At 27.9% G+C, this 21,313-nt stretch carries 21 protein-coding genes, 1 pseudogene and 1 riboswitch; of the genes and pseudogenes, 5 read left to right on the plus strand and 17 right to left on the minus strand.

The annotated features are described in order from the left end of the window. Positions 1–164 precede the first annotated feature (164 nt). Complete coding sequence (locus tag I6E15_RS03435; protein ID WP_235244273.1) at positions 165–926, plus strand: tRNA1(Val) (adenine(37)-N6)-methyltransferase; 762 nt, start codon at positions 165–167, stop codon at positions 924–926. Between the two features lie 37 nt (positions 927–963). On the opposite strand, the gene I6E15_RS03440 is transcribed toward I6E15_RS03435, so the two are convergent. Both I6E15_RS03440 and I6E15_RS03445 read right to left on the minus strand, forming a co-directional pair. Then, on the minus strand, positions 964–1,998 hold the full coding sequence (locus I6E15_RS03440; RefSeq protein ID WP_235244303.1) for a ribonucleotide-diphosphate reductase subunit beta: 1,035 nt from the start codon (positions 1,996–1,998) through the stop codon (positions 964–966). After that, the gene (locus tag I6E15_RS03445) at positions 1,991–4,228 is read right to left on the minus strand and encodes a ribonucleoside-diphosphate reductase subunit alpha (RefSeq protein WP_235244275.1); all 2,238 of its coding nucleotides are present in this window, start codon (positions 4,226–4,228) and stop codon (positions 1,991–1,993) included. Before I6E15_RS03445 ends, I6E15_RS03440 begins: the two co-directional genes overlap by 8 nt. A 361-nt stretch (positions 4,229–4,589) precedes the next feature. Between I6E15_RS03445 and I6E15_RS03450 the strand changes: the two genes are divergently transcribed. Beyond that, positions 4,590–6,089, plus strand: coding sequence for an alanine/glycine:cation symporter family protein (locus tag I6E15_RS03450; RefSeq protein ID WP_235244277.1), 1,500 nt, complete (start codon positions 4,590–4,592; stop codon positions 6,087–6,089). A gap of 49 nt (positions 6,090–6,138) precedes the next feature. Here the strand turns inward: I6E15_RS03450 and I6E15_RS03455 are convergent, their stop codons facing one another. The 9 genes from I6E15_RS03455 to rpmE all read right to left on the minus strand — a co-directional run bounded on the left by I6E15_RS03455 (position 6,139) and on the right by rpmE (position 13,207). Continuing rightward, positions 6,139–7,008, minus strand: coding sequence for a patatin-like phospholipase family protein (locus I6E15_RS03455; RefSeq protein ID WP_235244279.1), 870 nt, complete (start codon positions 7,006–7,008; stop codon positions 6,139–6,141). A 107-nt stretch (positions 7,009–7,115) separates the two neighbouring features. After that, a complete protein-coding gene (locus tag I6E15_RS03460; RefSeq protein ID WP_235244280.1) occupies positions 7,116–7,751 on the minus strand; it encodes a thioredoxin family protein in 636 nt (211 codons plus the stop codon). 18 nt (positions 7,752–7,769) lie between these two features. Continuing rightward, the gene (gene ahpC / locus I6E15_RS03465) at positions 7,770–8,330 is read right to left on the minus strand and encodes an alkyl hydroperoxide reductase subunit C (protein WP_235244283.1); all 561 of its coding nucleotides are present in this window, start codon (positions 8,328–8,330) and stop codon (positions 7,770–7,772) included. A gap of 92 nt (positions 8,331–8,422) precedes the next feature. Next, complete coding sequence (locus I6E15_RS03470) at positions 8,423–10,048, minus strand: FAD-dependent oxidoreductase (RefSeq protein WP_235244284.1); 1,626 nt, start codon at positions 10,046–10,048, stop codon at positions 8,423–8,425. A gap of 80 nt (positions 10,049–10,128) precedes the next feature. Further along, positions 10,129–10,524, minus strand: a complete 396-nt coding sequence (locus tag I6E15_RS03475) for a biotin/lipoyl-containing protein (protein ID WP_235244285.1) — start codon at positions 10,522–10,524, stop codon at positions 10,129–10,131. A 43-nt stretch (positions 10,525–10,567) separates the two neighbouring features. Next, positions 10,568–10,780: a hypothetical protein gene (locus tag I6E15_RS03480; RefSeq protein WP_177161673.1), complete on the minus strand. Its 213-nt coding sequence runs from the start codon at positions 10,778–10,780 to the stop codon at positions 10,568–10,570. A gap of 19 nt (positions 10,781–10,799) precedes the next feature. Next, positions 10,800–12,179 (minus strand): oxaloacetate decarboxylase subunit alpha, encoded by a 1,380-nt coding sequence (locus I6E15_RS03485; RefSeq protein WP_235244287.1) that lies wholly within the window; start codon positions 12,177–12,179, stop codon positions 10,800–10,802. A gap of 120 nt (positions 12,180–12,299) precedes the next feature. After that, entirely contained in the window at positions 12,300–12,926 is a 627-nt protein-coding gene (gene upp, locus I6E15_RS03490) for a uracil phosphoribosyltransferase (protein WP_177161379.1), read from the minus strand. Positions 12,927–12,997: 71 nt separating this feature from the next. Continuing rightward, positions 12,998–13,207, minus strand: a complete 210-nt coding sequence (gene rpmE, locus I6E15_RS03495) for a 50S ribosomal protein L31 (RefSeq protein ID WP_177161378.1) — start codon at positions 13,205–13,207, stop codon at positions 12,998–13,000. 177 nt (positions 13,208–13,384) lie between these two features. Between rpmE and I6E15_RS03500 the strand changes: the two genes are divergently transcribed. The 3 genes from I6E15_RS03500 (at position 13,385) to I6E15_RS03510 (ending at position 15,825) form a co-directional block, all read left to right on the plus strand. Then, positions 13,385–14,194: a viroplasmin family protein gene (locus I6E15_RS03500; RefSeq protein ID WP_235244289.1), complete on the plus strand. Its 810-nt coding sequence runs from the start codon at positions 13,385–13,387 to the stop codon at positions 14,192–14,194. A gap of 11 nt (positions 14,195–14,205) precedes the next feature. After that, positions 14,206–14,880, plus strand: a complete 675-nt coding sequence (locus I6E15_RS03505) for a TIGR02206 family membrane protein (protein ID WP_235244292.1) — start codon at positions 14,206–14,208, stop codon at positions 14,878–14,880. Positions 14,881–14,914: 34 nt separating this feature from the next. Further along, a riboswitch (ZMP/ZTP riboswitch) is annotated at positions 14,915–14,997 on the plus strand. Positions 14,998–15,042: 45 nt separating this feature from the next. Next, on the plus strand, positions 15,043–15,825 hold the full coding sequence (locus I6E15_RS03510; RefSeq protein ID WP_235244293.1) for a formate/nitrite transporter family protein: 783 nt from the start codon (positions 15,043–15,045) through the stop codon (positions 15,823–15,825). Between the two features lie 55 nt (positions 15,826–15,880). On the opposite strand, the gene I6E15_RS03515 is transcribed toward I6E15_RS03510, so the two are convergent. The 6 genes and pseudogenes from I6E15_RS03515 to I6E15_RS03540 all read right to left on the minus strand — a co-directional run bounded on the left by I6E15_RS03515 (position 15,881) and on the right by I6E15_RS03540 (position 21,253). Beyond that, a complete protein-coding gene (locus I6E15_RS03515) occupies positions 15,881–18,133 on the minus strand; it encodes a DEAD/DEAH box helicase (RefSeq protein ID WP_235244295.1) in 2,253 nt (750 codons plus the stop codon). Beyond that, complete coding sequence (locus tag I6E15_RS03520) at positions 18,130–18,390, minus strand: hypothetical protein (RefSeq protein WP_235244297.1); 261 nt, start codon at positions 18,388–18,390, stop codon at positions 18,130–18,132. Before I6E15_RS03520 ends, I6E15_RS03515 begins: the two co-directional genes overlap by 4 nt. 144 nt (positions 18,391–18,534) lie before the next feature. After that, positions 18,535–18,777: pseudogene (locus I6E15_RS10185) on the minus strand (DNA methyltransferase); the annotation flags it as partial. A 6-nt stretch (positions 18,778–18,783) separates the two neighbouring features. Beyond that, positions 18,784–19,734: a site-specific DNA-methyltransferase gene (locus I6E15_RS03530; protein WP_235244298.1), complete on the minus strand. Its 951-nt coding sequence runs from the start codon at positions 19,732–19,734 to the stop codon at positions 18,784–18,786. A 176-nt stretch (positions 19,735–19,910) separates the two neighbouring features. Then, positions 19,911–20,489, minus strand: a complete 579-nt coding sequence (locus I6E15_RS03535; protein WP_235244299.1) for an IMPACT family protein — start codon at positions 20,487–20,489, stop codon at positions 19,911–19,913. Positions 20,490–20,497: 8 nt separating this feature from the next. Beyond that, entirely contained in the window at positions 20,498–21,253 is a 756-nt protein-coding gene (locus I6E15_RS03540; RefSeq protein ID WP_235244300.1) for a site-2 protease family protein, read from the minus strand. Positions 21,254–21,313 lie beyond the last annotated feature (60 nt).

Genomic DNA, 21,313 nt, shown 5'->3' on the forward strand with positions numbered 1-21,313 from the left:
TTTACCTCACAATTTTTTAAAATTTCCATCCCTTTATTATATCATAGATTAAACTATAAATCTACTAAGTAAAATCCCTAGTAGTTAAATTGTAAAAATAATATTAACTTTTTTTGTTAAAAATGATAAAATATAACGAAAAATAAAAATTTTTAGGAGAAAAAATGAATAACTCAGAAATAAATATCACTAATCAAAATGAGGTTGTTAACAATCTTTTAAATAAAAATCTAAAAATTATCCAAAGAAATGATTATTTTAATTTTTCTTTGGACTCACTACTTATTTCAAATTTTATTTCACTGGGAAAAGGTGTTAATAAAATTGTTGACCTTGGTACTGGAAATGGTGCTATTCCACTATTTTTATCTGAGAGAACAAAGGCTAAAATAACTGGACTTGAAATACAAAAAGTTTCTGCCGATTTAGCAAAAAGAAATATTGAAATAAATAGTTTAAGTGAGCAAATAGAAATTATAAATGATGATATGAAAAATTGGAAAAAATATTTCAATCACGGCTCTCAAGATGCTGTTATCACTAACCCTCCATTTTTTAAATTTAATGGGAATGAAGAATTTTTAAATGATTTAGACCAACTAACGTTAGCTCGTCACGAAATAACTATCACTTTAGAGGAGATCATCCAAGTGGCATCTTGTCTTTTAAAAGATAAGGGGTATTTTGCAATGGTACATCGTCCTGATAGAATGTTAGAAATTTTAGACTTAATGAGAAAATATGGAATTTCTCCAAAAAAATTAAGATTTTGTCATACAAAAATTGATAAACAAGCAAAGATTTTATTGATTGAGGGGATAAAATTTGGAAAAAATAGTATGACTATTCTTCCACCTCTTGTGGCTCACGACGATGATGGAAAATATTCCAAAGAGGTTCTTCAAATGTTTGAACCAATAAAATAATAATAGAAAAATAGAGAGAATTTTTTCTCTCTATTTTTTAAAATTCGTCCCAACCTTCGACAGACGAACTCATATTATAACTTGTAACAGTTCCTTCAAAAAAGTTTGCTTTTACATTTCCCTCTCCCTCTGTATCGGCAAATTTTTCAAGTTGCTTATATGGATTTTTATCAAATCCTTTATAAATAGGTTTTAATCCTATTGATTTTAATCTTTCATTAGCTAACCATCTAGTATATTTTTCAGTATTTTCCTTTGTTATTCCTAAAACCCTATCTCCAATTATATGGTTTGTCCAAGCAATCTCTTGTTCAACAGCTTTTTCAAACATCTCATAAATTATCTCATCTTTAAAGAAATTTGAATTTTCAGATTTTATCTCTTTTAAAAGTTGTTGGAATATTATTACGTGAGAAAGCTCATCTCTATTTATAAGTCTTATAATATCAGAAGTTCCCATCATTCTATTACGACTTGCTAAAAGATAGAAAAAATTAAATCCATTATAGAAATATATTGCCTCTAAAAGATAATCAGCTATTATAGTTTTAGCAAAATTTTCATCACTTTGATTTTCTATAAAATTTTGATAAATCTCTGCTATATATCTATTTCTTTCAAATAAAATCTTATCATCTCTCCATTTATCATAGATAGAATTTCTTATCTCCTTTGGTAAGATTGATTCTATTATATATTGATAAGATTGTGAGTGTATCGCCTCTTGGAAAGTTTGAATTGAAAGTATCAAATTTACTTCTGGAGCTGTTATATAATCAGAGATATTTGGAATATTGTTTGTTTGAATACTATCTAAAAATATTAAAAAAGATAAAATTCCGTTATATGCCTCTCTCTCATCAAAAGTCAAATTATTATAATCATTTTTATCTTGTGTTAAATCTATTTTTTCAGGAATCCAAAAGTTTCCCATCATATTTCTATAAAGATGATTAGCCCATTGATATTTTACATTATTAAGGTTAAAAATATTTGTACTATTACCTTTTATTATTTTTCTTTGAATAAGAGAGTCATCTCCTAAAGGATTAAAAAGTATTTTTTTATCCACTACAACTTTCACACTCCTCTTTCTCGTTGATTTTATTTGTATTTTTTTGGATAGTTCTTATATAATAAACTGATTTGCACCCCTCTTTCCAAGCTGTAAGAAAGGCGTCATAGATATTTTTTGCCCTTATATTTTTATTCAAATCAAATATAAGCTCCATTGAAACTCCTTGTGTTGTCCACTTACCAATTTTGCTCATTATTTTTATATAAGTTTCTAGCTCTATATTTTTAAATTCTTGATAAAACCAGTTTTTTTCTTTTAGATATTTTACTACTCTTGGGACTGCTCCTTTTTGATTTTTTTCAATATAGAATTTTGAAAAAGTTGGATTTACTGAGGCACAAGCTCCCATTAAAAGTGATGTTGATGTATTTGGGGCTATCGCTGTAAGCTCTCCGTTACGTATTCCATATTTTTTTACTGTATCAAATACCTCTTCCCACTCGCTAGAAAAACTTGAATTTTCTCTATACCAATCTCTATCTTTTTGGAAAAATCTTCCTTTCTCCCATTCAGAGTTTTTATACAATGGATAGACACCTCTTTCTTTTGCCAAAAGTGACGAAGATTTTATGCTATAAAGAGCTATTTTTTCAAAAAGTTTATCTACTACATCTATTGATTTTGAATAAGAGATATTGTTTTTTGCCAGATAATCAGCAAGTCCCATTGTTCCTACACCGATAGCTCTATATGAAAAATTATGTTTATCTGACTCTTTAATTGGGGTTTTTGTAAGGTCTATTGTATTATCTAGAATTCTCACAGCAAGACTAACTATTTTTTCAAGCTCACTATCCTCTATTTCAGCCAAGTTCATAGAAACCAAGTTACAAGTATGTACCTCTCCAAGTTCTACTTTTCTAACTCCTTGCCCCTCTTCTATATTTTCTGTAAAATTTTTACTTGGAGAAAAATTAGAAAAACTTTCCATACAAAGATTTCCATTTCCAATAATTCCGCTATGTTTATTATGATTTCTCTCATTTGCTGTATCTTTAAAGAAAATATATGGCATTCCTGTTTCTATTTGAACTTTTAAAATATTTTTAAATAATTCTCTAGCTTTTAAAGTTTTTCTTAAAGTAAGAGTTTTGTCATTTTCTATTTTTTCATAGATTTCTCTAAACTCATCTCCATAAATTTCACAAAGCTCAATTTCATATTTTTGTCTAATTTCATAAGGATCAAACAATGTCCAATTGAGATTTTTATCAACTCTTTCCATAAAAATATCTGATAAAACTACCTGAGGATAGATATCATAAGCTTTTCCTCTTTGGTCACCATTTTCTGTTTGAAGTTCTAAAAAACTTTCAATATCCAAGTGCCAAGAATCTAGTGCCACAGTTACAGCTCCCGCTCTTCTTCCTTGTTGATTTACTGCCACTGCTGTATCATTTATAATTTTTATCCAAGGTACAACTCCACCACTTGCATTATAATATCCATTGACCATAGAATTTTTTGCTCTTATACGAGAAATATTTACTCCCACTCCTCCACCATTTTTGCTTATTTTTGCAATGGAATCTATATTATAAAAAATAGATTCTATATTATCATCTATGGCAGTTATAAAACAAGATGAAAGATTTCCTTTTGGAAGTCTTAAGTTTGCCAAAATCGGAGTGGCTAAAGATATTTTTTTAGTAGAAAGCACTTCATAAAAACTTTTTGCTATTTTTACTCTCTCTTTTTCATTGATAGCTAAAAGCATAGCAATTACCATAAATACCTCTTGTGGGAGTTCAAAAATTTTCCCTTGATATTTTACAAGGTATCTATTAACTAGCATATTAGCTCCAGCATAATCATAAATCATATCTCTTGAATAATCCATTGATTTTTCAAGGTCGACTATCTCCTCTTTTGTATATTTCAAAAGCCTTTTATCATAGATATTTTTTTCCACCAAAGATGTTATAGTTTTATAAAAATCTCCATAAGAAAATCCTCTATTTTCCTCTACATCGTCTACTAACTTTTTCATCAAAAGTTTTCCAGCTAAATAAGTCCAATCACTCTCTTCATAACTTGTAAAAGATACTGTTTTATTTATAATAATATCATAGATTTCTTTTATCTCTCTTTTTTGAAAATTTTCTATATTTTCCTCTATATAATTTATTAAAAAATTATAATCTACTTCTAAATTTTTAGAAAATTTTAAAATATCATTTTCTATATCTTTTATCTTTTCTTTATATTTTTTTATTTTATCCATTGGCAACTCCATTTCTATTAAAATCACAATATAATGTGTTTTATTTTTTTTACACCACTATATACTGGAATATTATCACATATTTTTATAGTTTTTTCAACTTTTTTATTTTATAATTTTGGAAATCTTTTTAAATTCTTTAAACATCATAATATAATTTTTATTTTCTATTTTTTTATTTCTTAAACAATTTTTGTTTAATTTTTAGTTGTTTATATACTTTTTGTTTAATATTGTTTAAATTAATAAAATTAAAAACTTATGAAAATAATTTTATATAAAATGTTTAAAAAATTTTGTTGACTTTATAATTTTTTTATTCTATAATAGGTACTATAAAAATAAAACTTGGGGAGGATTTATGGAAATTATTAATTTTTTAGAAAAAATTATTGTTGCTACTGTAATGTCTCTTAACAAACTTTTGTGGGGAGATTTTATTAATTTACAATTTGGTGAAACTACAATAGGACTGAGCATTATGGTTCTTATTCTTTTACCAGTTGGAATATTTTTTACTTTCAAAACTAAATTTTTACCTTTCAGACTTTTTCCTGAAATGATAAAAGTTACATTAGAGCCAAAACATTCTAATGATGAAAAATCAATATCTGGTTTACAAGCTCTTATTGTTGCTACTGCTTGTAGAGTTGGAATGGGAAATCTTGCTGGAGTTGCAGCTGCTATCTCTTTTGGAGGAGCTGGAGCTGTATTTTGGATGTGGGTTGTTGCTTTATTTGGAGCAGCTACTGCTTTTATAGAATCTACTCTTGCACAAATCTACAAAGAAAAAGATCCATTATATGGTGGATTTAAAGGTGGTCCTTCTTACTATATAAGTAGAATGAGATTGATGACAGAAGTTAGAACTAGCGACCTTTGTGTTGAAGATAACCTTGATGAAGCTGATGTTGCATCTACAAGATTCGGTACTCGTTTTAGACAATCTTGTAGTTTTAGAGGAGTGGCTATATTGTTCTCTTTATCAGGTTTAATCTGTTGGGCTGGTATAAGCCAAATAGTTGCAAACTCTGTTTCTCAATCATTTGTTAATGCTTTTAACATTCCAGTTCTTCACACTACAATAGCTTTGGTCGTTATTTCTGGAATTATAATTTTCAAAAAAAATACTGTTGTAAGTATTCTTGATAAAGTTGTACCTGTAATGGCTTGTTTATATCTTTTATTAACTATATTTATTATGGTAAAAAATATCGGTGCTATTCCTACAATGTTCAAAGAAATTGTTTCTCAAGCTTTTGGAATAAAACAAGTAGTTTCTGGAGGATTTGGAGCTGTTCTTATGAATGGAGTTAAAAGAGGATTATTCTCTAATGAAGCTGGTTCTGGTTCTGCACCAAATGCTGCTGCAGCTGCTGACGTTTCTCACCCAGCAAAACAAGGACTTATCCAATCTTTTGGAGTTTTTATAGATACTTTATTTATTTGTAGCTGTTCTGCTTTTATTATTCTACTTGCACCAAAATCTGTTACTGATGGATTAATGGGAATGGATCTACTTCAAAGTGCTATGAACTACCACATTGGAGAAATAGGAGTTATCTTTATAGCAGTTATTCTTTTTCTATTTAGTTTCTCTACTTTCTTAGGTGTAATGTTCTACTCAAGAAGTATTTTATCTTTCTTATTCGGAGATAAGTGGTGGCCACAAAATACATATAAAGCTATTGGACTTGTTATGCTTTTCTTCGGAGGAATTGCTCAATACAACTGGGTTTGGGAGTTAGGAGATTTAGGAGTGGCTTTAATGACAGTATTTAATATGATGGCTCTACTTCCTCTTGGAAACCAAGCTATTGCTTCTTTAAAAGATTATGAGAAAAAATATCTAAAAAAATAATTTTATCCTGAAATATAAAAATGCTGAAAGGAAAATCCTTTCAGCATTTTTATATTTTCTGATGCCCTTCTACATCAAGAAATTCTTTATATTTTTCAAAAACTTTTGTTCCATCAGCAAGCCCTAATTTATACACTTCAAAAAGTTTTTCCTTGCTCTTTTCAAATTTATCTATCTCAATAGGTTTTTCAGGTGCTACAACAAAAGCTTTCCCTTCTTTTTCCATCTCTCTAATGTATTCCAATATAGAATTATATCTTTCATGGCGATTGAAAATTAGTTCCACAAGTTTTGGGTACTTTCTATAAAGAATATCAAAAAACCATCTTCCCTTTGTAGCAGATTTTTTATAATTTCTATCCCTAGTAAGGACTACAATTACTTTATCACAGCCCTCTTCAAAGGCTCTTTTAATAGGAATCGGATCTCCTATTCCTCCATCAAGATATTTTTTCCCTTTTATTGTTACAATGGGTGAAACTATAGGTAAAGATGTTGAAGCACGTAAAATAATATTTCTATCTTCTTTTTTCAGAGCCTCTTTTCCGTAGTATTCTTCTTCTCCAGTTTCTATATTAGTAATTCCCACTCTATAATCACATTTTGAATTAAAACAACTTTCATAATCAAAAGGATCTAATTTTTCAGGAATATCATAAAAAAGAAAGTCCATTCCAAAAAGAGAACCTGTTTTTAGATAACTCCAAAAACTTAAATATCTTTTGTCATCGATATAGTTTATATTTGTTCTCATTCCTCTTTCTTTCTGCCAAGAAACATAAGAAGCTCCATTTGTACAACCTGCTGACACACCTATAAGATAATCTGCACAATAATTTTTATTTATAAGAGAGTCCAATACACCTGCTGTATATACTCCTCTCATTCCTCCACCTTCAAGTACTAATCCTATCTTCATAATTTTCTCCTAAAAACTTTTAAACCTTATAATATATTTTACTACAAATTTATTTTTATAGTATACCATAATTTTTTTATTAAGAATAAGAAAGATTTAAAGAGTTTTTATAAAGTTTCTAAAATATCAACTACTTCTTCAATGGAAAGCTGTCCAAAAAACATTTTACTATCATTTATTATAATAGCTGGAACATTCACAAGGTCATATTTTATTTTAAAATCCTTGTGTGAAAATACATCTATAGCCTCTAGACTTATATTTTTATTCTCTACTACTATTCTTTGACAAGATTGAACAGTCTCTGCACATCTATGGCAATCTAAAGAGATTCCTATTTTTAGATCTAATTTTTTATCAATTTTTTTTATTCTTTCTATTATACTTTCATTTATTTTTTGACCTGGACCAGCTACATTATACATAGCCAGTATAAAAGAATTTAACTCTTGTCCAGTAGGTACTGCTGTGTATTTTATTCTTGAAAATTCTCTATTTTCATCAAGTATCACAACAGCTGGTAATTTTTCAAGATTAATTTCTTTATTTTTAAGTTCTAAACTTTCTTTTTCAAAAATTTTAACAAATATTTTTTCACTTGTTGAGGCGATATCTTGAACCATCTCTATCATATCTTGAGTTTCTTCTGATTCCTCTCCCTTTATTACAACAAGTTCTATCTTTTTTTCAAAAATCTTTGTTATATCTGCTAATTTACTTTTTAACTCATCGTCCAACATCATTTTTTATTTCTCCTTTGATTAAAGTTTTCCTATCAAATCAATTGTTGGCTTTAAACTTTCCTTACCTGGTTTCCATTTAGCTGGACAAACTTCTCCATTTTCTCTTACAAATTTAGCAGCTTGCAATTTTCTTAAAAGTTCGCTTGCCTCTCTACCAATCCCATTAGAATGAACTTCATAAGCTTGAACAACTCCCTCTGGATCAATGATAAAACTTCCTCTCAATGCAAGTCCCTCTTCTTCTATCATCACTTCAAACATTCTTGAAAGTTTCCCTGTTGGATCTGCTATCATTGGATATTGTACTTTTTTTACTCTTTCTGAAGAATCATGCCAAGCTTTATGAACATACTCTGTATCTGTTGATACTGAATATATTTCACAATTCTCTTTTTTAAAATCTTCATATAGATTAGCTAAATCTTCTAACTCTGTTGGACATACAAAAGTAAAATCTGCAGGATAAAATACAACTGCTGACCATTTTCCTCTCATATTCTCATCTGTTATATCTATAAATTGACCATTATGAAAAGCCTTAGCTTTAAAACTTTCTACTTTTTTACCTATTAATGACATACTTCCTCCTTCATTAACTTAAAATAAGTTTTAAATTGTAATCTTTACAATAAAATTATAGCACCTCTAATCTAATTTTTCAATTTATTTTTTTATTGCTTTTCAAGGATTTCTATCATCTCTTCTAAATTCATTTGTCCAAAATAAAGGTTTTTGTCGTTAACTACTATAGCAGGTACTCCAACAATATCATATTTTGTTTTAAACTCTTTATGAGTTATAACATCTATAACTTCTAAATCAATATTTTTATTTTTAGAAACTATAAATTGTGTAGCTCTAACTGTCTGAGGACATCTTGTACATTTTAAAGAAACACCTATTTTTACATTTATTTTTTTATCTAATTTATTTATTCTTTCTAATAAATTTTCTCTTACTTTTTCCTCTTCACCAACTATATTATTCATAGCTTGTAAAAAAGATTCCAATTCATGTTCAATAGGTATTGTTGAATATTTTATTCTTGCATATTTTCCATCTTTGTCTAATAAATAAAGAGCAGGTAATCTTACTAATGATATTTTATCTTTTAAATATTCATCATTAGCTTCATAAATTTTAAATTTTATTTTATTACTTATCTTACCAAGCTCCTCACTAACTTCTAAGATTTTTTTATTTTTTTCATCATCTTCAGATTTTACAAGGACAAGTTCAATCTCCTCTTTAAATTTATTTGTAGTTTCTTTTATAAGATTAAGCATCTCTTCAGAAAATACTCCTTGAGGTTTTTCTTCTATTTGTACTTCTTTTTTTATTTCAACATTACTATTATTTTTTATTTTATAATCATATAGACATTTCTCTACATCAGAGATAGCGATTGCTCCATCAGCTACCGCTGTAACAAGCTGTCTTAAATATTTTTGTCTAATATCTCCTACTGCATAAATCATATCAAGATTTGTTCTCATTCTTGTATCAGTTAAAATATATCCATCATCATCTAAATCTATTTTTCCTTTGTATAAGGCTGTTTTTGGTTCTTGCCCTACAAAAACAAAGACACCTATATTTTCTCCATCTTCTGAGCTATATTCTACCACTTCTCCAGTAATATTGTTTTTAGTTTTTATTTTTCTTGCAAGAGAATCTCCGCTTACTTCCAACACTTCACTATTAAAACTAACTTCTATCTTTGGATTTGTTAGAACTTTATCAGCTATAGACCTTGCACAAGTAAATTCTGGTTCTCTTGCTATTATATGAACTTTTTTTCCATATCTTGTTAAAAATAAAGCTTCTTGACAGGCTGCAAATCCAGCTCCAATAACAAAAATATCTCTATCTACAAAAAATTCTCCATCACAAGTAGCACAATAGCTTATTCCTTTACCTCTGTATTCTTCCTCACCTTTAAAATTAAGTTTTTTATGAACTAAACCAGATGCTATTATTACACTACGTCCTTCGTACACTCCTGATTGAGTAATAATTTTTTTTATATCTTGTGAAAAATTAACTTCTATTACTTCTGTTTGTACAAAACTAACTCCAAAACTTTTGGCTTGCTCTCTCATTGCTTTCATAAGCTCTGATCCTGAAATTTTTTTCATTCCTGGATAGTTTACAACTTCATCTGTTAAACTTATTTGACCACCAAGATTATCTTTTTCTATCATCAAAACATCTAATTTGGATCTTCCACCATAGATACCAGAAGTTAATCCAGCTGGTCCTCCACCTATAACGATAACATCATATATTTTAGCCATATTTTTCTCCTTTTATTAGTTAGTTTAAATAAAAAAATTCTTTCAGTAAATACTGAAAGAATTTTTGTAATGATTAAAAACTATAAAGTTATTATTGCATCTCCTGTATTTACTGAAGCGCCTTTTCCAGCGTTTACTGCTGTAACAACTCCTGATTTTGTAGAGAAAAGGTCTGTTTCCATTTTCATAGCTTCTATTACTGCTACTAAATCTCCTTCTTTTACAGTATCTCCTACTTTTACTTTAATATCTACTATTGTTCCAGGCATTGGAGCTTCTACTATTTCTCCTGTTGCTGCTGCTTTTGGTGCTGGAGCTGGAGTAGGTGCAGGCGCTGGAGCCACTGAAGCTGGTTTTGGAGCTACTGGTGCAGGTGCTGGAGCCGCTGCTACTGTTTGTTGTCCTCCTGCTGTTATTTCCTCTACCTCAACTTCGTAGACTTTTCCGTTTACATTTACTCTGTAAGCTTTTATCATTTGTGTCGATCCTCCTAATATATTTATTTTAAATATTTATTAATTAAAGTTTTTTTATGCTTCTAATTCTAAAATTAGAAAGGTCTTTTTCTCCTGCTGCTTCTACTGTTGCCATCATTGCTGCTACTTGCATTTCTGGTTCTGCTTCTAGTTTTTCTGCTGTTAATTTTTCTTTTTTAACAGTTGGTTTTTCTACTGTAGTAACTTGTTCTTCCTTTTTATCTGTTCCAAATAATTTTTTTAAAAAATCTAGCATATCTATTCACCACCATATTTTATAGGAATATATTTATTTCTTGTACTCTCTTAACTTTTGGATTATATTTATTTTCTAAGAATTTTCTAGCATTTTCTGGGAATAATGCATAACTTAGTACGTCTTCCATTGAATGTGCTAAACTTCCTATCTCTTGTCTATATTTTTCTAACTCTGGACCTATCTTATCTGCTGGTCTACAAGTTGTTGGAACTTCATTTCCTATTATTATTTTTTGCACTTCTGGATCTATCGGTGCTGGAGATTTTCCATATAATCCTCTTACATAGTCTTTTATCTCTTTTGGTACTACTTTATATCTTTGTTTCATCAACACATTAAATACTGCTTGTGTTCCTACCATTTGTGATAATGGAGTTACAAGTGGTGGGTATCCTAAATCTTTTCTTACTTTTGGTATCTCTCTTAATACTTCCTCATATTTATCCATTGCATTTTGACCTGATAATTGAGACATTAAGTTTGATAGCATTCCTCCAGGTACTTGATATATCAATGCTCTTGGTTCTGTTTCCATTACTTTTGGATTCATTATTCCATTTTTTCTATATTTATCTATTACACCTTTTAAGTAATCTGCTATCTCTCCTAATACTTCCATATTAAGTTTTGGATCTCTTTCTGTATCTTTTAAAATTTCTGCAAATACTTCTGTTGCTGGTTGTGATGTTCCTCCTGAGAATGGTGACATCGCTGTATCTATTATATCTACTCCAGCTTCTATTGCGTTTGCATAAAGAATTTGTGCAATTCCAGTTGTACAGTGAGTATGTAACTCAACTGGTAATTTTGTATTTTCTTTTATAGCTTTTATTAATTCATAACCTGTATCTGGTAGTAATATTCCTGCCATATCTTTTATACAGATTGAATCTACTCCCATCATTTCAAGTTCTTTTACTTTTTTTACATAATATTCTATTGTATGGACTTCACTTATTGTATAGGCTATACACCCTTGACAATGTCCCCCATATTTTTTTACAGAGCTTATTGTTGTTTCTAGGTTTCTAAAATCATTTAATGCATCAAAAGCTCTTATTATATCAATTCCGTTTTCTATTGATTTTTTTACAAATTCTTCCACTACATCATCTGCGTAATGTTTATATCCAAGTAAGTTTTGACCTCTTATTAGCATTTGTAATTTTGTCTTTTTTACTTTTGATCTGATAAGTCTTAGTCTTTCCCAAGGATCTTCATTTAAAAATCTTATACAAGAGTCAAATGTAGCTCCTCCCCAAACTTCCATTGAATAAAATCCCGCTTCATCCATTTTTTCAATTATCGGCATTATTTCTTCAGTTGTAAGTCTTGTTGCTATTAATGATTGAGAACCGTCTCTAAGAGATGTTTCTGTTATCTTCAATTGTGTCATTGGGCCACTCTCCTATACCTTCAGTCATTTTATTATTTTGGTTATATTTTAACACTTTATATCCATTTTTTCAACCATTTTTTACAAAACAATACTCATTAGTTATACTTTATTTGTTAATTATTTTGTTCCAAAAATTCTATCTCCACAATCTCCTAAACCAGGAATTATGTAGCATTTTTCATTTAATTTTTCATCTATTTTAGCTGTATAGATATTTACATCTGGGTGAGCTTCTTGAACTTTTGCTATTCCTTCTGGAGCTGATATTAAACACATGAAAGTTATATTTTTTACTCCTTCTCTTTTTAAATAATCGATAGCATAAATTGCTGATCCTCCAGTTGCTAACATTGGATCTACTAAGATTACTTTTCTTTCTTGGATATCTGTTGGAAGTTTACAATAATAGTAAACTGGTTTCATTGTTTCTTCATCTCTGTATACTCCGATATGTCCAACTTTTGCTGTTGGGATTAAAGAAAGTATTCCATCAACCATTCCAAGTCCAGCTCTTAATATTGGTACAACTGCAATAGCTTTATCTTTTAAAACATATCCTTTTGTTTTTTGGATAGGAGTTTCAACTTCTACTTCTTCTAATTCTAAATCTTTTGTTGTTTCGTATATCATAAGTTTTGCAATTTCATTTAGATTTTCTCTAAAAGTTTTTGTATCAGTATTTTTGTCTCTTAAGTAAGTTAATTTGTGTTCTATCAGTGGGTGTTTAATTTCTAATATTGCCATAAAATCCTCCTGTATTTTTTATTTTTTGTATTTAGTAAAAAAGCAGGACCACTGTCCTGCCTCTTCCTGCCTTATTTGTTAAGATTATATTTTTTGTTGAACTTGTCAACTCTTCCTGCTGTATCTAAGAATTTAGCCTTTCCTGTGTAGAATGGGTGGCATTTAGAACAAACAGCTACTTTAAGGTCTCCTTTTGCATAAGTTGATCTTGTTTCAAATTTTTCTCCACAAGTACATTCAACTGTAACAACTTTGTATTCTGGATGTAGATCCTTTTTCATTCATTTCACCTTCTTTCGATAATAAACTTATAAATTCACAAGAAATTTTATCATATTTTAAAGTTTTTTGCAAGTATTTTTTTATAAAGTAATTAAATCAAATAATTTTTCCTCTTTTTTTTTATTCAAATAAATGATAAAATATAATGTATTAAAAATTTTTATGAAAGGATTGAAATGGGCAAGAAATTTTACAGTTATTATATCCCAGAAACTGAAGAAATCGGAATAGTTGACAACTGGAAAGATTGTTTTAATAAAGTTTCTGGTACAAAAGCAAAATATAAATCTTTTTTAACGTATCAAGAGGCAAAAATGTGGCTTAATTATATGATTAGTCCTGACACAGCCCCTCTTCCGACACCGTTATTTTCCTCAAAGAAAAATCAAAAATTTTATGGTTGTTATTTTATTAAAGAGGAAAGTTATGAAATTTATAACACTTGGGAAGAATGTGCTAGAAGTGTAGAACAATTTAGATGTAGATATAAATCTTTTAAAACATATGAAGAGGCTGAGACATGGTGTAAAAATGGAGCGGTCTATGTAACAAAAGAAACTATCAAAAAAGAGCTTCCTGAGGGAATTTATTTTGATGCTGGCACTGGTAGAGGAAATGGTGTAGAATCAAAAGTAAGTTTTAAAGATGGAAAATCTATTTTACCTAAATTTTTTCCTGAAGAAAATATAAATGAATTTGGAAATCTTTTTTTAGGAACTTCAAAAACAAATAACTATGGAGAATTAAAAGCTCTTGATTTAGCTTTAGATGTAGCTTTAAAAGAAAATATTTTAAATATTTTTGGAGATAGTGCCCTTGTAATTGATTATTGGTCAAAAGGACATATTAAAAATGACATGGATTATGAAACTAAACTTTTATCAAAACAGGTTACCGAAAAAAGATTGGAATTTGAAAGTCTTGGCGGAACTATAACTAAAATTTCTGGTGATTACAATCCTGCTGACCTTGGTTTCCATAAATAAAGGAGGGTATTTTGGAATATATTTCAATTTTTTCAAAAAACCATATTTTTTATATTTTATTTTTTACTCTGTTTTATAGTGGACTTATTTATTCAAGAAAATTTTTGCCACAGAGAAAATTTGAAATAACAGTTGCTGTGGCTCTTAGCTTTGTAAAAATAATTACATATATGGGAAGGTATTTTATAAATCATGAGCCTTTGTATGCTCTTTGTCCTATTCATATTTGTAATGTATCTTTTATTTTAGCAGTTATATTTCTTATAAAACCAAACTTAAAAGGATTTCAGCTAGTATTTTATATGTCCCTTGGGGCATTAGCTGCTATTTTATTTCCAGAGGCAGTAAAAGTATTTCCAGATCCATTTGGAATTGCTTTCTTTATGGAACATTTCTTTATAATATTTATGATTTTTTATCAAATGATATATCTAAAATTTAAGCCTAACCTAAAAGGACTTTTTAATACTTTTATAGCTCTTAATATTTTAGCTGTGGTTGCTTATATTTTTAATAATCATTTTGGTACTAACTATATGTTTGTAAATCATAAGCCAGTATCTGCTTCACCTATTGATTATTTTGGTCCTTGGCCATTTTATATTTTAGTAGTTGAGTTTATTTTTATTGGACTTGGATTTATCTGCTATCTCATTTTCAGAGAGAAAAAACAAAAAACTTTTTAGTTTATTGACAAATAAAAAATTTTATGTTAATATTCAGTTGTTATATAACTGACGGAAAAAGTGGAAACAACCACATGAAGTATAACGATTATAATGCCGACCGTCTGGGCGAAAAAGCCTAGAAGTTCGGCTTTTTTTATTAAAAATTTTTAGGAGGTTCAAATGTCTAAATCTTTTTTAGGTCCGTCAGAAATAACTTCTGCTGTTATTGCTATGGGAATATCTCGTGGAAATGAGAAGAATATTTTTAAAACTCTTATTTCTGGATTTGTAGCTGGTATGTTTATCGCCCTTGCTGGTATTGGGCAAATTACAGCTTCACAAACTCTTGCCCAAACTTTTGATGTAGGTTTTTCAAAATTTATTGGTGCTAGCATATTTCCTATTGGTCTTATGCTTTGTGTATTCACTGGAGCATCTCTTTTTACAGGAAATAGTCTTTTAACTCTTTCTTTTCTTACAAAAGATTTAAAATTTTCTAATCTTGTAAAAAATCTTACTATTGTTTGGATAGGAAATTTTTTAGGAAGTATTTTTACAGCCTATGTGGCTTTTTATGCTGGAGTTTTTAAATCTCCTATCATTCAAAAAGTTATTTTAGACACTGGAATTTCAAAAATTAGTCTTTCTTTTTCAGAGTGTGTTGCCAGTGGATTTTTCTGCAATATTCTTGTGGCTATGGGAGTTATTATGGCAATGTGTTCAACTGACGCCACTGGAAAATTTTTAGGTTGTTGGTTTCCAGTTATGCTTTTTGTACTTTGTGGTTATCAACACGTTGTTGCAAATATGTTTATAATCTATGCTGGAAAAATCCTTTCTCCTGAAAATTTTTCTATGTTAGATATTTTTATTAAGCATTTTTTACCAACTAGTATCGGAAACTTTTTATCAGGTGGAGTTTTCTTACCACTATTTTTATATTTTTCTTATTATAAAAAATAAATTTTAAATATAAAATTAGCCCTTTTGATAGTTTCATCTTAAGGGCTAATTTTTTTTAAAAAATTTTATCTAATGGTTTCCAACAATCATTATTCATATCTTCTCTATATTCTGTATCACTATAATATAAATCATTATTTTTATCTCTTACAAATGCAAAATTATAGTTGTTCCTTTTTGCAAAATTTTTAAATGCCTCAAATTTATTTTCAGCCTGAATATCTATATTTTTACTTCCATATTTATTTTCTCCACCTTTAGTTTCAATAATCCAAATACTATCATCTTCTAATTGAATTATATAGTCTGGATAAAATAATCTTTGTTTTTCAAAAAATGTTCCATAAACTACAGATAAATAATTTTGTCCACTGTCTCCATTCTTGTAAATAAATTTAACCTTATCATTATTTTCACAATACTTCTCAAATAATCTTTCACTTGTTGACCTTATCCCATCAACTATCATAGAAGTATTATATTTTTTATATACATTCTTTTCTAAATCTTTTACATATTTTTCATATGGTAAAAATCTATAATTTTCTTCCAAAGGAATTGTAAAATCTTCAACCTTATTTGATAATATTTGAGTTTGAATTTGTTTTATTCCTTCAAATCTTCTAAAATCATCTTTTAATTTATCTGCATTATTTATAATAAATGCTGTAAATTCTTTTATTGAAAGATTTAATATTTTATATCTTCCTACACCTACATCTCTTAGAAATAAAGTTCTTAAAAGAGCATTAGTTTTCTCATAGCTTAAATCTAATATTTTTTTTAGATAATCTATTCTATTTTGTTTTTCTAATCCATGATAATGTGTATTAACTTCTATCTCTAATTCTTCATAATTTGTAGAAGTCATAAGTTCTTTGGTTTCTATATACTTTCCTGTAAGATATTTAGATTTTATTTTTGTACCAAATATATATCCATATGCTTCAAGTTTTTTTAAATTTTCAGATTTTATATTTTCTAAATTATATTCATCTTTAAAAAAGTCATAAAGTTTATTTCTCATAACTTTTTCATCAAGATAATTTCCATCTTTATTTCTCAATTCTTTTTTTAATTTTATTTCTTTTAGTTCTGATTTAAGGAAAACTCTTTGAGTTTCATAACCACCAGTTTTTATGACTTCTTGTTTATACTTTTCATCAAAAGTATAAAGATAAGAACAGTCTAAAATTTCTTTTCCATAGTGCTTTGCCCTTGGCATTCTCCTTAATCTTCCTAAAGTTTGAATTTCAAATTGTTCATTCATATTTTCTCTAAGTTTTATAAGAATTTTAGCTCTTGGACAATCCCAGCCTGTTGCTAATGCTTGTTTAAATAAAAGAAAACACGGAACAGCATCATTTTTTGTAATGCTGTCTTCTCCATTAATTTCTCCTATATTTATTTTTCCAAGTTTTTTAGATTTTATTTCTTTATCTTGTTTATTTTCAGCAGAAAACCAGCTTGCAAGCATTTTATTTTCATAAGTATATCCCATACTTTTTAACTTTTCTTCCACATATTCTATTAATTTATCATTAAGATTAGGAAATTGAATAAGTACAAGTGGTCTAATATTCTCATTTTCTTCTTGATATGCTTTTAATATTTTTTTTCTGACCTCATCAGCTTTTTCTATAAGAAGACTTGTTTCACTTTCTATTCCATCAATAGTAACTTCTCCTAAATCATTATTTATCAATAAGTATTTAGTTATAAGTTCTTCAGTTATTACATCAGCTTCTTTAATCTGATAATGTTCTGTATTTTTTCTTAAATTTGGAGTAGCAGATACTCTAATTTCATATCTTGAATTTATTGCACTTATAATATCATTAGCTTTTGAAGTATTATTTTGATGTTCTTCATCAATTATAAGAATAATTTTTTGATTATTTCTTTGACTATCAGAAATTCTATTAAAAAGATTTTTCCTTTCACTATCTCTTATAGCTCTATTTGTTTTATCTGTTACCATTTCCCAGTTAATAAAATATGTAGTCCCATTTTCAAATCCAGTATTTAATATATTATGTATATTACCTGTTTTTAGAGAATGAGAATATCTTTCCATTTTTTCTTTAGATTGTTCTTCAAGCTCTCCCTTTCCTGGAGTAAACCAACAAAAAATTGTATCAGGAAAATAAGATAAATATTTTTCTATATATGCTATGAGAAGTATTGTTTTTCCACTTCCTGTAGGGCTTTCTACAAGTATCTGCGGAAAAGACAGTTCACTTGTTGTTTTTTCAAAAAGATAGTCTACACATTTATCTTGAAATTTTTTTAATTCTATTCCTATCATAATTCTCCTACCTCTCTTAATTCACTTCTGTAATAATATTCGGGAATTTCTATTTTTTTTATATTTTTTTGCTCTAATATTAACTGCTGTTCTTTAGAAGCAAATATATCTGATGAAACAAATAATCTTATATTCTCTTTCATACTTTCATTTACAATTTCATCAAATTCTTCTTCGTCTTTAATTAAAATATTGTTTATTCCATCTATTTCACACATATATTCAAGTTCTATAAGCTCTTTTACATAATTTAGCATTTTATATTTTATAGAACTTTCTTCATCTTCAGAGAATTTAGGAATAAATTCTGTCTTAAAATATTTTAAATTATGAGGAAACTCATCTTGAATTTTACTTAATCTCTGATAAGTAACTTCTTCACAAATATTATTTTCATTATTTGTACAAAGAATATACTTTCTATTTCCTCCATCTTCTTTATTAAGGTGTATTACTGTTTGTCCTGTAGTTCCTGAACCTGTAAAAAAATCTAATATTATGGCATTCTTATTTCCTATTTCTAAACATCTTTTAATTAGAGCTATTGGTTTAGGATTATCAAATATTCCTTTTTGATTAAAAATTCTTTCTAATTCTTTACTTCCTGCTGTATTTTCAGAAATATCATTCCATAAAGTATCTATCCTCTTTCATTCATTTTCTCTTTCATTCCAGTATTTTTTTTCTCTTATTCTCTTACCTTCAAAATATAATCTATTATCATTTTCTAAATTTTTTAATTTTGCATAAGTCATTCTCCAACCTTTAGGAGGACATTTCCAAACTTTCCCAGTATTATCTATATAATCATAAGTAGTTTCAGGTCCGGGATCTTTTGGTTTTTGCAAACTTACTGTAGAATATTTTCCCCTTCCATCTCCATCATCTTTATTGAACATTTTTGCTGAACTTTCTGCCAATGGTTTATAAGTATTATTTAAAATATAATTTTTTGTTTTAGAATATAAGTATAAATATTCTGTATTTACAGTAAATTTTCCTTTTTCAGTTTTACTACTTGAATTTCTTTTCCAAATAAATTTATTTATAAAATTGTATCCAAATATCTCATCACATAATAATTTTAACTGAGCATCTTCATAATCATCTATTGAAATAAAAATTAAACCTTTTTCAGATAAAAGTTCTCTTGCTATTATTAGTCTATTTTTCATAAAAGAAAGCCATTTACTATGTTTAAAATTATCTTCTTTATCTACATAACTATCATTGTATATAAAATCTTTTCCATTTGTATTATATGGTGGGTCTATGTAAATTATATCAATTTTCCCTTTATGAGTTTTTTCAAGTAACTTAAGACTATGAAGGTTATCTCCTTCAATTAAAAAATTATAATCATTACTTTCTAAATTTTTTATTTTTCTATTCTCTATTTCTGTAAAAACAGGAATATTATGTATCATTTCTTCATCTACTCTTTCTATATGTTCTTCCCACACAAGCCCATATTTCTTTTCTGTAAGAGCATTTTCTATTTCATTTATTGCCATAAGAGTTTCATCATCTTGATGTTCAGCTCTAATTTTATTTAAAAAATTAAGCATTTTTTCTCTTTTTAACTGTGATAAATTTGCCATATTTTCTCCTCTTTTAATTAATTTTAATGTCCTTTTTATCACAGCTCTAAAATAAAAAAAACTTAAAAATAGCCATTTAATTTAAAGGTTTTTTTTAAGTTTTTAAAAATATTTAAAAGAAAATAAAAGGACGATTATTTTCTTCAGTTTATTGAAATATATCTTCTTTTTAATTTTTATATATCTATTATGATTATATCTTTTTTCTCATTTAATTCATTATAAGAGTTTTCTGATAAAACTACTTTATACATAACTCTATCATTATAACCTTTTTCTTGGATTTCATCTCCATTTTTATAGATTATCTGCTCTATCTCTGAAACTTTGTCATAAGAAAATTCTAAAAGATAGATTTTTTTAGGAATATATTCTATTATTCCAGCCTCTTGAATAGCAAGTTTTGCTGTTTTTGCATAAGCTCTTACAAGTCCACCTGCTCCAAGTTTTATTCCACCAAAATATCTTGTAGCCACAACTACCAAATTTTCAACTTCCATATAAGTTATAATATCCCCCATTGGTTTTCCAGCTGTACCTTTTGGTTCTCCATTGTCATCAACCTTAAAATATTCCTGCCCATTCTCAGTAAGTTTATATGCACTACAATTATGAGTGGCATCATAATGTTTTTCTTTTACCATTTGTATAAATCTCTCTGCTTCTTCCTTTGAGCTAACAGGTTTTATATATCCCATAAATTTTGATTTTTTTTCTTCAAACTCTATTACACATTCTCTCCCTATCGTCTGCATTCTCTCTCCTATCCATAAATTAATCTAAGTATATTTTCTATTAAAATTATCTCTCCACTCATAATAATTCTCATTATTTTATCAAGAATATTTGTATAACTTAAAAGTATTATTATAAAAAATCCAAATCTATCAAAAGTAAATATTTGAATTTTTCTATGAGTATCTAAAAAACTTGCAACTACTCTTGAACCGTCTAGTGGTGGTATGGGAATTAAGTTAAAGGCACACAAACTTATATTTATCAAAGTAGTTTTATATAAAATCTCTCTAAATATTGGTAGAAAATCTATTCCAGAATAAAAAATTATCATTGAGATTAGTGCCAATAAAAAATTTACTGTTATACCTGCTAGTGCCACACTTATTTCTCCAATTTTTCCATTTTTTAGATTTCTATAATTTATTGGAACTGGTTTTGCCCAACCTATAAAAATAGGAAAGCCCATTATTCTCATTATTATTGGCAAAATAGTTCCCATTGGGTCTAAATGATTAAGAGGATTTAGTGAAAGTCTGCCGTAATATTCAGCTGTTTTATCTCCAGAAAATTTTGCTGCATATCCGTGACCAAGTTCGTGAAAAAGTAACGACATTACAAGAACTACTATCTCTATTATCATTTTCACAAAACTTTCCTTAAAAAATATCAGATTTTTTATTCCTAAAAGTATCATCAATCCAAAAATAATTTTTACACCAATAGGGATACTGCCATTTTCATATTCAATTCTTTTTATATATCTTTTTATCTCATCAAACATTTTTTTCTAAATTTTTTATCTCCTTTTTAAATAAAATTATAAAAATTACCACATAAATAA

The sequence above is a fragment of the Fusobacterium perfoetens genome, from assembly GCF_021531475.1.
Taxonomy (GTDB): domain Bacteria; phylum Fusobacteriota; class Fusobacteriia; order Fusobacteriales; family Fusobacteriaceae; genus Fusobacterium_B.